The organism is Bradyrhizobium sp. 521_C7_N1_3 (assembly GCF_052075975.1).
Lineage (GTDB): Bacteria > Pseudomonadota > Alphaproteobacteria > Rhizobiales > Xanthobacteraceae > Bradyrhizobium > Bradyrhizobium japonicum.
In genome coordinates this window covers 6117639-6129495 of record NZ_CP197232.1, presented here as the reverse complement: position 1 = coordinate 6129495, position 11857 = coordinate 6117639, and the positions used below count along the sequence as shown (strand labels likewise).

The 11857-nt window shown below is 63.7% G+C and carries 9 protein-coding genes and 2 tRNA genes; 8 read left to right on the top strand and 3 right to left on the bottom strand.

What is annotated here, in order from left to right; genetic code table 11:
• Nucleotides 1-7: 7 nt before the first annotated feature.
• Nucleotides 8-1360 carry a multicopper oxidase domain-containing protein gene (locus tag AB7008_RS28555; RefSeq protein WP_441259877.1) on the bottom strand — a complete coding sequence of 451 codons (1353 nt, stop codon included), beginning with the start codon at nt 1358-1360 and terminating at the stop codon, nt 8-10.
• Nucleotides 1361-1513: 153 nt separating this feature from the next.
• Between AB7008_RS28555 and AB7008_RS28550 the strand changes: the two genes are divergently transcribed.
• The 6 genes from AB7008_RS28550 (at nt 1514) to AB7008_RS28525 (ending at nt 9024) form a co-directional block, all read left to right on the top strand.
• Nucleotides 1514-1598: transfer RNA gene (locus AB7008_RS28550), tRNA-Leu, on the top strand.
• 173 nt (nt 1599-1771) lie between these two features.
• Nucleotides 1772-3133: a trigger factor gene (gene tig, locus AB7008_RS28545; protein ID WP_441259876.1), complete on the top strand. Its 1362-nt coding sequence runs from the start codon at nt 1772-1774 to the stop codon at nt 3131-3133.
• Nucleotides 3134-3436: 303 nt separating this feature from the next.
• Nucleotides 3437-4069 (top strand): ATP-dependent Clp protease proteolytic subunit, encoded by a 633-nt coding sequence (locus tag AB7008_RS28540; protein ID WP_014494833.1) that lies wholly within the window; start codon nt 3437-3439, stop codon nt 4067-4069.
• A 461-nt stretch (nt 4070-4530) separates the two neighbouring features.
• Complete coding sequence (gene clpX, locus AB7008_RS28535; protein ID WP_014494834.1) at nt 4531-5802, top strand: ATP-dependent Clp protease ATP-binding subunit ClpX; 1272 nt, start codon at nt 4531-4533, stop codon at nt 5800-5802.
• A 324-nt stretch (nt 5803-6126) separates the two neighbouring features.
• Complete coding sequence (gene lon / locus AB7008_RS28530; protein ID WP_014494835.1) at nt 6127-8550, top strand: endopeptidase La; 2424 nt, start codon at nt 6127-6129, stop codon at nt 8548-8550.
• A 69-nt stretch (nt 8551-8619) separates the two neighbouring features.
• Nucleotides 8620-9024 (top strand): GFA family protein, encoded by a 405-nt coding sequence (locus AB7008_RS28525; RefSeq protein WP_441259875.1) that lies wholly within the window; start codon nt 8620-8622, stop codon nt 9022-9024.
• Between the two features lie 91 nt (nt 9025-9115).
• Here AB7008_RS28525 and AB7008_RS28520 read toward each other — a convergent pair.
• Nucleotides 9116-9192: transfer RNA gene (locus AB7008_RS28520), tRNA-Val, on the bottom strand.
• A 235-nt stretch (nt 9193-9427) separates the two neighbouring features.
• On the opposite strand from AB7008_RS28520, the gene AB7008_RS28515 reads away from it, so the two are divergent.
• Nucleotides 9428-9619: a hypothetical protein gene (locus AB7008_RS28515; protein WP_014494837.1), complete on the top strand. Its 192-nt coding sequence runs from the start codon at nt 9428-9430 to the stop codon at nt 9617-9619.
• Between the two features lie 171 nt (nt 9620-9790).
• Nucleotides 9791-10651 carry a methyltransferase domain-containing protein gene (locus tag AB7008_RS28510; RefSeq protein ID WP_441259874.1) on the top strand — a complete coding sequence of 287 codons (861 nt, stop codon included), beginning with the start codon at nt 9791-9793 and terminating at the stop codon, nt 10649-10651.
• A gap of 230 nt (nt 10652-10881) precedes the next feature.
• On the opposite strand, the gene AB7008_RS28505 is transcribed toward AB7008_RS28510, so the two are convergent.
• Nucleotides 10882-11856: a cation diffusion facilitator family transporter gene (locus AB7008_RS28505; protein ID WP_441259873.1), complete on the bottom strand. Its 975-nt coding sequence runs from the start codon at nt 11854-11856 to the stop codon at nt 10882-10884.
• Between the last annotated feature and the right edge of the window lies 1 nt (nt 11857).

The window sequence follows — 11857 nt, the reverse complement described above, 5'->3', positions numbered from 1 at the left end:
CAAAGTCTCACTCGACCGCGTACCAGCGCACCAGCCGCGGCGCGGCCCAGTCGGTCACGACGGATTCGATCAGCCAGGGTCCGGGTGAGGTCGCCGCGAACGCGATCCGCTGGGTCTGGCCGGGCTCGATTGCGAGTGTGTCGAGCCAGTAGGGCTTCCAGCCGTCGTCGAGCTTGTCGAGCAGGCGGAAATGATGGCCGTGCAGGTGAAACACGGTCGTGACCGGTCCGGGGTTCTTGAGGGCCAGCACGACGGTGCGGCCGGTCCTGGCGCGGAAGACGGGATTGGAGGAGACGGAGAAGTTCGCAGGCCTTGACCAGCCGGCGACGGGCGCGCCGAGCGCGACATCGAACCGAAGGGCGCCTTTGAGGTCGAGCTTCTCGGGGAGGTCGTTCAGGGGGAGCGGCTGTGGCGGCAACAGCGGCGCGCGCCGCTCGAGCTTGCCTGACATCGTGAGGCTCCCGACTTGGCGCGCCTCCTTGCCGTCATGCAACAGGAATGGGGCCGATGTGGCCGCATCCACGAAGGCGTCGGCGCGTGCGCCGGGGGCGAGCACCAGGGCGCCGTTGCGCGCCGGGAACGGCTCGGCCGGCTGTCCATCCAGGGCCATCACCTGGACCTCGTGGCCTTCCAATTTGATCGCCAGAACAGAACGTTGCGAGCCGTTGATGAAGCGCAGCCGCAGCCGCTCGCCGGCCGCGGCTGAGAGTTCGAATGAAGTCCGGCCATTGAGCGTAAAGAGCGGTTTCGTGTCCCCGGGGGCGCGGCCGGGCGGAAGCGCGGTCCCATCCGGCCGCAGCCGCCATTCCTCGATCAACAGGACCTCGTCGCGGTCGACGGCGACGCGATTTGTCTCGCCGGCGATGATCGGAAGTGGGCGGGCGGGCAGCTTCAAACCGTCTTCGAAGAGGCGGAAGTCGGCTGCCAGAGTTCCTGCATTTGATATTGAAACAATTGAGGTTTCAGTCACATCCGGCGCGGTCGGCGTGCGCCCTCGCAACGGATCGGCTGCGGCCGGGCCATTCAGGCCGTACCAGACTGGCGCAAGCGGGACAGGCAGGTCGTTCCGGAAGACCACCTCGCAGCGGTCACCTCGTTTGAGACGGACGTTCCCGATATGGCTTACGGCGGCCAGCTCCCAGATCGGTGTCGCCGGCTGCCCCGGCCTGAGCGCCAGGGTTGCCTGCCTTGCCTGCAGGGCGAGCTGGGCCGTGACAGCGGGGGCCGCGCCGCCGGCGATCAGCCCGGCCGCGGAGGCCCCAAGTCCGGCTCCAAATCCGGCTCGAAGTCCAGCTCCAAGTCCGGCTCCAAGTCCGGCCAAAACCTCGCGCCGAGTCGGGTCAGAGATCCGCGTTTTCATGGCTCGATGCGGACCATGAAGCGCTGGATAAGTCCAGCCGTCGCGCCTACTTAAAGCCTGCCGCTATCGGGCCATTTTTTTGCTGCGAACAGTCAGGCACATGCTATAAGCCCGGCCGCCCGCGGCATCGCGGCCGGTCTTGATGCAAATTACGCGGGCGTGGCGGAACTGGTAGACGCGCTGGATTTAGGTTCCAGTGACGAAAGTTGTGGGGGTTCGAGTCCCTCCGCCCGCACCAAGCGCTTTCAGCGTTTGCACGGATTACCGAAGGGCTGCTTCCTCACGGAGTTTTCCGGCGGAAGTGGTCCGATGAACCACCGGCGTTGAGGCGTCTTGCCTCGCGCCGGTTCGATTAATGACAGCGTCCCGACGCATGCGTGCCGGGGCCGAGCGAGAAGAAGATTGGACGCCATGCAGGTCACAGAAACCCTCTCGGAAGGTTTGAAGCACGAGTTCAAGATCAGCGTTCCCGCGTCTGATCTCGACGCCAAGGCTGGTGCCAAACTCGTCGATCTCAAGGACAAGGTCCGCATCAACGGCTTCCGCCCCGGCAAGGTGCCGGTCGCTCACCTGAAGAAGGTCTATGGCCGCTCGGTGATGGCCGAGACCATCGACCAGACGATCCGCGACACCAACACGCAGCTGTTCTCCGACCGCGGTTTCCGCCTTGCGACCGAGCCGAAGATCACCATGCCGACCGAGCAGGCCGAGGTCGAGGAGCTGCTCAATGGCAAGACCGATCTGACCTACACGGTCGCGATCGAAGTGGTGCCCGCGATTGCGCTCGCCGATTTCAAGAGCTTCCAGGTCGAGAAGCCCGTCGCTGACGTGTCCGACACCGATGTCGACGAAGCCATCAAGCGCATCGCCGACACCAACCGCGGCTATGCAGCCAAGGCCGAGGGCGCCAAGGCCGAGTCGGGCGACCGCGTCACCATCAACTTCAAGGGCACCATCAACGGCGAAGTCTTCGAGGGCGGCACCGGCGAGGGCATCCAGGTCGCGATCGGTTCCAATACCTTCATCCCCGGCTTCGAGGAGCAGCTGACCGGCATCGGCGCAGGCGAGACGCGCACGCTGAAAGTGTCGTTCCCCAAGAACTACATGAACGACAAGCTCGCCGGCCAGCCGGCCGAGTTCGAGACCACCGCGACCTCGATCGAGGCGCCGCAGGACGTCGTGATCGACGACGAGTTCGCCAAGACGCTTGGTCTCGAATCGCTGGACAAGCTGAAGGAAGCCGCGCGCGAGCGTCTGGCTGCCGAGTTCGCCGGCGCGACGCGCCAGCGCGTCAAGCGTGCGCTGCTCGACCGCCTCGACGAGGCGCATCGCTTCGAAGCGCCGCCGTCGCTCGTCGACGAGGAGTTCAATCTGATGTGGAACTCGGTCAAGGCCGAGATGGACTCCGCCGGCAAGACCTTTGCCGATGAGGACACCACTGAAGACGCCGCCAAGGAAGAGTACCGCAAGATCGCCGACCGCCGCGTGCGGCTCGGCCTCGTGCTCTCCGAGATCGGCGAGAAGAACAAGATCACCGTGACCGACGACGAGGTCGGCCGCGCGGTGATCGAGCGGGCGCGCCAGATGCCGGGCCGCGAGAAGGAAGTCTGGGACTATTACCGCAGCAACGCCCAGGCGCTGGCCCAGCTTCGTGCACCGATCTACGAGGACAAGGTCGTCGACTTCATCCTCGAGCTCGCGAACGTGACCGAGAAGAAGGTCTCGCGCGAGGACCTGTACAAGGACGAGGACGCGGAAAAGACCGCAGCCTGAAGGCTTTGAGAAAGCCTTCCATTAAGGATGATCATCAAAGGGCCCGGCTAGCCATCTGGCTGGCTGGGCCTGTTTGCGAGAATCAGCTTCAAGTGCCCCGTGGATTAAGCCTTAATTCGCTCCGCACTTGTCTGGCGCGAATTGGGCTATATCTGTCGGTACGCCCTGTACCCAAGTCTTATGCCAAGCGTTCTACCTCTACCCACTTCCTGCATCACTGGCGTCCATCGGCCATCCGGCAAAATCCAGCCAAGCTGGCAGCCAAGACTGGCAATGTCCGCCTCCTAAAACCTTAGGTGACTCATGCGCGATCCGGTTGAAACCTACATGAACCTCGTGCCCATGGTGGTCGAGCAGACCAACCGTGGCGAGCGCGCCTACGACATTTTCTCGCGCCTGTTGAAGGAGCGCATCATTTTCCTGACCGGGCCGGTCGAGGACGGCATGTCGACGCTGGTGGTCGCACAGCTCCTGTTCCTTGAAGCGGAAAATCCGAAGAAGGAAATCTCGATGTACATCAACTCGCCGGGCGGCGTGGTGACGTCGGGCCTCGCGATCTACGACACCATGCAGTTCATCCGCCCGCCGGTCTCGACGCTGTGCACGGGCCAGGCCGCCTCGATGGGCTCGCTGCTGCTCGCCGCCGGCGAGAAGGACATGCGCTTCTCGCTGCCGAACGCGCGCATCATGGTGCATCAGCCCTCCGGCGGCTTCCAGGGTCAGGCCACCGACATCATGCTGCACGCGCAGGAAATCCTGAACCTGAAGAAGCGGCTCAACGAGATCTACGTGAAGCACACCGGTCAGACCTACAAGACGATCGAGGACGCGCTGGAGCGCGACAAGTTCCTGACCGCGAACGACGCCAAGGAGTTCGGCCTGGTCGACAAGGTTATCGACAAGCGCGCCGAGGAACCGGCGGCGAAACCGCAGTAACGCGAACGGGGCTGCAACATCGATCCCTGGAGTACCTCTGGGGATTTCCTTGGATCGTCAGGGCGACGTTCACGTTAACGGCGCGCTACGCGGGGACGTAAAAAGCAGTCTTGCGCCCCGCGACAGGCAGAAAGTTCCGCTTTCGTGCTTGTTTTTCGTGGCAATCCAGCAACTCCGGGGCGATTTCGATCACTTCGTCCGTGCCAAGACGTGAAATCACGGTATTGTCACGGGTAGCCAGCGCCCCCTCGATTAGCGAATTCTTGATAGTCGGGTGACAGCATGGTTGGCTACGATCGATCGACTATGATCGCGGAGAATCGAGTGACCGTGATTCGCACGGGATGTAACGCGTAGGGTCTTTTTTGGTACGGAATTTGCTCTATTTGAACTTCATACGGCCTGCGTGCCGGAATGGAGCGATCGAGCGGAGCGGGATCGAACCGCGGACGGAGACATGAATGAGTAAGGTCGGCACGAGCGACTCCAAGAACACGCTGTATTGCTCGTTCTGCGGCAAGAGCCAGCACGAAGTCCGCAAACTGATCGCGGGTCCCACGGTCTTCATTTGCGACGAGTGCGTTGAGCTCTGCATGGACATCATCCGCGAGGAGAACAAATCCTCGCTCGTGAAGTCGCGCGACGGCATTCCGACGCCGAAGGAAATCTGCAAGGTCCTGGACGATTACGTCATCGGCCAGAGCCATGCCAAGAAGGTCCTGTCGGTCGCGGTGCACAATCACTACAAGCGCCTCAACCACCAGACCAAGCACAACGACGTCGAGCTCGCGAAGTCGAACATCCTGCTGATCGGTCCGACCGGTTCGGGCAAGACGCTGCTCGCGCAGACGCTCGCCCGCATCCTGGACGTGCCGTTCACGATGGCCGATGCAACGACGCTGACCGAAGCCGGCTATGTCGGCGAGGACGTCGAGAACATCATCCTGAAGCTGCTCCAGGCCGCCGACTACAATGTCGAGCGCGCCCAGCGCGGCATCGTCTACATCGACGAAATCGACAAGATCAGCCGCAAGTCCGACAATCCCTCGATCACGCGCGACGTGTCGGGTGAGGGCGTGCAGCAGGCGCTGCTGAAGATCATGGAAGGCACGGTGGCTTCGGTCCCGCCGCAGGGCGGCCGCAAGCATCCCCAGCAGGAGTTCCTGCAGGTGGATACCACCAACATCCTTTTCATCTGCGGCGGTGCGTTCGCCGGCCTCGAGAAGATCATCTCGGCGCGCGGGCGGTCGACCTCGATCGGCTTCGCCGCCCAGGTGCTCGCGCCGGAGGATCGCCGTACCGGCGAGATCTTCCGCCACGTCGAGCCTGAGGACCTCCTGAAGTACGGTCTCATCCCCGAATTCGTCGGCCGTCTGCCGGTCGTGGCGACGCTCGAGGATCTGGACGAGACCTCGCTGAAGAAGATCCTCACCGAGCCGAAGAACGCGCTGGTGAAACAGTACCAGCGGCTGTTCGAGATGGAGAACATCGAGCTGACTTTCGCCGACGAGGCGCTTGGCGCGGTCGCCCGCAAGGCGATCGAGCGCAAGACCGGCGCGCGTGGTCTGCGTTCGATCCTCGAGGCGATCCTGCTCGAGACCATGTTCGACCTGCCGGGCCTGGAAGGTGTGGAAGAAGTCGTGATTTCGCGCGAAGTCGTGGAAGGCACGGCCCGTCCGCTCTACATCTACGCCGATCGGTCCGATCGCGCCGTCGAGAACGCCAGCGCCTGATTTTCGGCGCTGGAACGCTCCAATCGTCTTTGATAGTAGCGGCTGCGGAATGGTTCTCCGCAGCCGATGTTGCGTCGCTTATACGCGTGCGTAAGCGCCTGATGGCGCGTGTCTTTCAATGACTTGACACCCCCCCGGTCGATAGCCACCTAATGTCGACGGCGAGCGAGAATTCTCTTCAAGATTCGCCTCAGTTCCGATCCGGCAAGCCCGGTCCAACCTTAGAATGGTAGGCCGGTTTTGTGGATCACCTCGGCACCTTGTGGCGGTTGCGCATGAGCATGGCGGGCTGCGTGCAAGGGGGCAAAGCAAAAGGAAAAGGCCATGACTAATCCAAAACCCCGGCCAACCATCGTCCATGGCGAAACGCACGCCTATCCCGTGCTGCCGCTGCGCGACATCGTCGTCTTCCCGCACATGATCGTTCCGCTCTTCGTCGGTCGCGAGAAGTCGATCCGCGCGCTCGAAGAGGTGATGAAGAACGACGCGCTGATCATGCTCGCGACGCAGAAGAATGCGTCCGACGATGATCCGGCGCCCGACGCCATTTACGAGACCGGTACGCTCGCCAGCGTGCTTCAGCTCTTGAAGCTTCCCGACGGCACCGTGAAGGTGCTGGTCGAAGGGCTCGAGCGTGCGCGCGTGCAGAAATACACCGATCGCAGCGAGTACTACGAAGCGACCGCGATTGCGCTCGCCGACACCGATGCGAAATCGGTCGAGGCCGAGGCACTGTCGCGCTCGGTCGTGTCCGATTTCGAAAGCTATGTGAAGCTCAACAAGAAGATCTCGGCCGAGGTCGTCGGCGTCGTGCAGGCGATCACCGATTTCGCCAAGCTCGCCGACACCGTTGCCTCGCATCTCGCCGTCAAGATCGCGGATCGCCAGGGTATCCTGGAGACGCTGTCCGTCACCACGCGCCTGGAGAAGGTGCTGGGCCTGATGGAGAGCGAGATCTCGGTGCTGCAGGTCGAGAAGCGCATCCGCTCGCGCGTCAAGCGCCAGATGGAGAAGACCCAGCGCGAGTATTATCTCAACGAGCAGATGAAGGCGATCCAGAAGGAGCTCGGCGACGACGACGGTCGCGACGAGCTCGCCGATCTCGAAGAGAAGATCTCCAAGACCAAGCTCTCCAAGGAAGCGCGCGAAAAGGCGCAGCATGAATTGAAGAAGCTGCGCCAGATGTCGCCGATGTCCGCGGAAGCGACCGTCGTGCGCAACTATCTGGATTGGCTGCTGTCGATTCCGTGGAACAAGAAGTCCAAGGTGAAGAAGGATCTGGAATCGGCGCAAGCCATCCTGGACTCCGATCACTACGGGCTCGAGAAGGTCAAGGAACGGATCGTCGAGTATCTCGCGGTGCAGTCGCGCGCCAACAAGCTGACGGGCCCAATCCTGTGCCTCGTCGGACCTCCCGGCGTCGGCAAGACCTCGCTCGGCAAGTCGATCGCGAAGGCGACGGGGCGCGAATTCGTGCGCGTCTCGCTCGGCGGCGTGCGCGACGAGGCCGAGATCCGCGGCCACCGTCGCACCTATATCGGCTCGATGCCCGGCAAGATCATCCAGTCGATGCGGAAGGCGAAGTCTTCCAATCCGCTGTTCCTGCTGGACGAGATCGACAAGATGGGCGCCGATTTCCGCGGCGATCCGTCGTCGGCGCTGCTCGAGGTTCTCGACCCCGAGCAGAACGGGACCTTCAACGACCACTACCTCGAGGTCGACTACGATCTGTCCAACGTGATGTTCATTACGACCGCGAATACGCTCAATATTCCGGGACCGCTGATGGACCGCATGGAGATCATCCGGATCGCGGGCTACACCGAGAACGAGAAGGTCGAGATCGCGCGCAAGCATTTGATCCCGAACGCGGTGTCCAAGCACGGCCTGGACTCCAAGGAGTTCGCGATCGACGACGACGCGCTGCTGCTGTTGATCCGCCGCTACACCCGCGAAGCGGGCGTGCGTAATCTGGAGCGTGAGCTCTCCACACTCGCCCGCAAGGCGGTGAAGGAGCTGATGATCTCCAAGAAGAAGTCGGTCAAGGTCACCGAGAAGACTCTGGAAGAGCTGCTCGGCGTGCCGAAGTACCGCTTCGGCGAGATCGAGAGCGAGCCGCAGGTCGGTATCGTCACGGGCCTGGCCTGGACCGATGTCGGCGGCGAGCTCTTGACCATCGAAGGCGTCATGATGCCCGGCAAGGGCAAGATGACGGTCACGGGCAATCTGCGCGACGTGATGAAGGAGTCGATCTCGGCGGCGGCGTCCTACGTGCGCTCGCGTGCGATCGTCTACGGCATCGAGCCGCCGCTGTTCGACCGGCGCGACATCCACGTGCACGTGCCGGAAGGCGCGACGCCGAAGGACGGTCCGTCGGCGGGCGTGGCGATGGCCACCGCGATCATCTCGGTCATGACCGGCATTCCGGTCCGCCACGATGTCGCGATGACCGGCGAGATCACGCTGCGCGGCCGTGTGCTGCCGATCGGCGGCCTGAAGGAGAAGCTGCTGGCCGCTGCCCGCGGCGGCATCAAGACGGTGCTGATCCCCGAGGACAACGCCAAGGATCTCACGGAGATTTCCGATGCGATCAAGGGCGGCATGGAGATCATCCCGGTGTCGCGTCTGGACGATGTCGTCGCCAAGGCCTTGGTGAAGAAGCCGGTGCCGATCGTCTGGGAAGAAGACACCAAGGTGACGGTGAAGCCGGACGGGGACGAGGCCGCCGGCGGACTGACCGCTCACTAAGGTTCAGCGAAAGATGATAAAACGGCGCCTTCGGGCGCCGTTTTTGTTTTGGGGGCAGGGATCAGGGCGATGCAGATCGACGGGCAGTGCCATTGCGGGCAGATCACCTTTGAGGCCGAGATTGACCTCGAGGCGGTGTCGGTCTGCCATTGCCGCGACTGCCAGACCCTGACGGGATCGCCCTTCCGGGTGACCGTGATCTGCACGAAGGCCGACGTGCGCGTGACCAGCGGCACGCCAAAAGTCTACGGCAAGCGCGGCGACAACGGCCGGATGCGCTTCCAACACTTCTGCGTCGACTGCGGCTCCCCGCTGTTCACCAGCGGGGAGGGTGATCAGGCCGACGATTGGGGTATCCGCTGGGGCAGCATCCGCCAACGCGACAAATTGCGGCCCGGGAGGCAGATATGGTGCCAATCGGCGGCAGTGTGGATCGATGCGGTGCCGCTGTTGCCGGGCCGGCCGCAGGACTAGGCCGGCTTGCCAAGCCGAAGCTCGCCGTAAAAGCCCGCCTTCGCCCGTTGGGATTCGGCGTGGCAGCCTGCGTCGCTGCGCGAGCGCAGGCTGGTGGGCGGTCACGGATTCGAACCGCGGACCCTCTCGGTGTAAACGAGATGCTCTAACCAGCTGAGCTAACCGCCCCAAGGCGCCTCTTTAGCCCTCCCGCGGGTGTTCGAGCAAGGCCCGAACGCATCGCAAATTGGGCCCGAGCAAGACCGCCTTTGGCCGCTGGCGGCTGTCCTGCCTCGTTGCGCCTGGCATCGGACGCCCACGAACCGCCCTCCAAGGGTCCAAAATTGCCCTTTTTCGGTCATCTTTTTGATCGCCATCCGAACCACCGTTACGGCTCCCTGTGGCAGCGTGGAGTATCGCCGTGATGAGTGATCTTCGCATCAAGCTGGAAAGGTACGAGTCGAAAGCCGCCCACTGCATGAAAGCGGCTCAAGAAGCTCCTGATGAGGCCGGTCGGGCCTTCTACGAGGAGCTTGCCAACTATTACGACGAGCTGGCAGCCGACTTTCGCCGCGTCCTCGCCAAGCGAACCGGAGTTTCGCTCGCGGCCGAATGATTCCGGCGTAACGCAGGTCCGCAGTTGAAGACCTCAGCGTCCGTCAACCTCTGACGCCGTGGCGTGCGGCGTGAACGCAAGCTGACAGGTGGACCGAACAGGCCGCCTCAGTTGACGGCGTCCTTGCTTTTCGGCATCGGGGTCTTTCGACCAAGCTGCCGGAGAGGATCCATGGAACAGTCGAGCGGACACGCAGAGAACGCGGATCAGATCGCCTATTGGAACGGTCCGAGCGGGCAGCGCTGGGCCGATCGGCACGCGGCGCAGGAGAGCCTGCTCGGACCCATCGCCGACGTGCTGATCGATCGCGCCAGGCCGAAGCCGGGCGAGCGCGTGCTCGATGTCGGCTGCGGCTCCGGTGCGACGACGTTCGCGTTCGCGAAGGCTGTCGCGCCCGATGGCTTCGCGCTCGGCCTCGACGTTTCCGAGCCGATGCTGTCGCAGGCGCGCGCGTTTGCGCCAAAAGGGCTGCCGCTCGATTTCGTGCTGGCGGATGCGACGGTGCATCCGTTCGAGCCGGCGAGCTTTGACCTGTTGGCATCGCGCTTCGGCGTGATGTTCTTCGCCGATCCCATTGCGTCCTTCGCCAACCTCCGCCGCGCGCTGAAGCCGACCGGACGGCTCGCCTTCGCCTGCTGGCGCGAGCCGAAGGAAAATCCGTGGATGATGGCGCCGCTGATGGCGGTCTACAAACATGTCCCGAAGATGCCGCCGGTCGGGCCGGAAGAGCCGGGCCCGTTCGCCTTCGCCTCGGAAGAGCGCGTGATGCGCATCCTGAAGGGCGCCGGCTTCATGGACGTGGCGATGGAGCCGCACAATCTCGCGATGGATGTCGCCATCGGCGGCGGGCTCGACGCCGCGGTCGACGGTGCGCTCCAGATCGGCCCGGCCAGCCGCGCGCTGCAGGGCCATCCGCCGGAGACATATGCGGCCGCAAAAGCCTCGATCCGTGAGATGCTCACGCCGTTCCTCAAGGGACAGAGCGTGGTGCTCCAGGGCGCAATCTGGATCGTGACGGCGAAGGCGGCGTAGGGTTTGCTACTCAATGCTGTGGCGAAGGTCGCTGCCACACACTCGGTGTCGTCCCCGCCTAGTGCGCAATTGCGCACGGGGCGCGGGGACCCATAGCCACAGGGAGAAGTTGGGGCGCGAAGCCGGTAACTCCGGGCCTTCGCCAAACTACTCCCTTGGTTATGGGTCCCGGATCTGCGCTGCGCTTGTCCGGGACGACAGCGGAGATCGGAGTCGCCACCACGCAGCGCCTACACCACATCATCCGGCGCCAGCGCGCAGCCGTTGTCGGGATGCGTCTCGATCTGGAGCGTGGTGTGGCCGATGCGGAAGGACGCCCTCAGCATCTGCGCCGTCTCCATCAGGAATGCATCGCCGGCCCCGGCGGGCATGACGAGATGGCAGGTCAGCGCCGTTTCGGTGGTCGAGATCGGCCAGACGTGGAGGTCGTGGATTCCCGAGACGCCGGGTCGCTCCAGCAGAAAGATCCTGATCGCGGCGATGTCGGTGCCCTTCGGTGCCGCCGCCATCGACATGTCGATGGAGCTGCGCAGCAGGCTGGTGGTGCTCCACAGGATGGTGGCGCAGATGACGAGGCTGGTGACGGGATCGAGCCAGAGCCAGCCGGTCCAGATGATCAGCGCTGCCGAGATCACGACGCCGAGCGAGACCGCGGCGTCGGCCGCCATGTGCAGATAGGCGCCCTCGATGTTGATGTCGTGCTTGCGTCCGCGCGCGAACAGCATGGCCGTAAAACCATTGATGAGGATGCCGATGCCGGCGACCACCATCACGGTCACGCCTGCGACCGGCTCCGGCTCGCGCAGCCGCAAGATCGCCTCCCAGCCGATCGCCCCTGTTGCGACCAGCAGGAACACCGCGTTCGCCAGCGCCGCCAGGATGGTGGACGCGCGAAAGCCATAGGTGAAGCGGCCGCTCGGCGCGCGCCGTGCCGCGATCGATGCGCACCAGGCCACGACCAGGCCGAGCACGTCGCTGAGGTTATGGCCGGCGTCGGCGAGGAGCGCGGTGGAGTTGCCGATATAGCCGTAGATCGCTTCGGCCACGACCAGCGCGGTGTTGAGCGAAATGCCGATCGCGAATGCCGTGCCGAAATTGGCGGGCGCATGGACATGCGCGTGGCCAGGACCGTGGTTATGCCCGTGATCATGCCCGTGGCCGGCATGATCATGGTGGTGATGTCCGTGATGGTCCTGGCTGCCCAAA

Coding starts and splice junctions, on each gene's coding strand:
- AB7008_RS28555 (WP_441259877.1), bottom strand. CDS start 1,360: ATGAAAACGCGGATCTCTGACCCGACTCGGCGCGAGGTTTTGGCCGGA.
- tig (WP_441259876.1), top strand. CDS start 1,772: ATGCAGGTCACAGAAACCCTCTCGGAAGGTTTGAAGCACGAGTTCAAG.
- AB7008_RS28540 (WP_014494833.1), top strand. CDS start 3,437: ATGCGCGATCCGGTTGAAACCTACATGAACCTCGTGCCCATGGTGGTC.
- clpX (WP_014494834.1), top strand. CDS start 4,531: ATGAGTAAGGTCGGCACGAGCGACTCCAAGAACACGCTGTATTGCTCG.
- lon (WP_014494835.1), top strand. CDS start 6,127: ATGACTAATCCAAAACCCCGGCCAACCATCGTCCATGGCGAAACGCAC.
- AB7008_RS28525 (WP_441259875.1), top strand. CDS start 8,620: ATGCAGATCGACGGGCAGTGCCATTGCGGGCAGATCACCTTTGAGGCC.
- AB7008_RS28515 (WP_014494837.1), top strand. CDS start 9,428: ATGAGTGATCTTCGCATCAAGCTGGAAAGGTACGAGTCGAAAGCCGCC.
- AB7008_RS28510 (WP_441259874.1), top strand. CDS start 9,791: ATGGAACAGTCGAGCGGACACGCAGAGAACGCGGATCAGATCGCCTAT.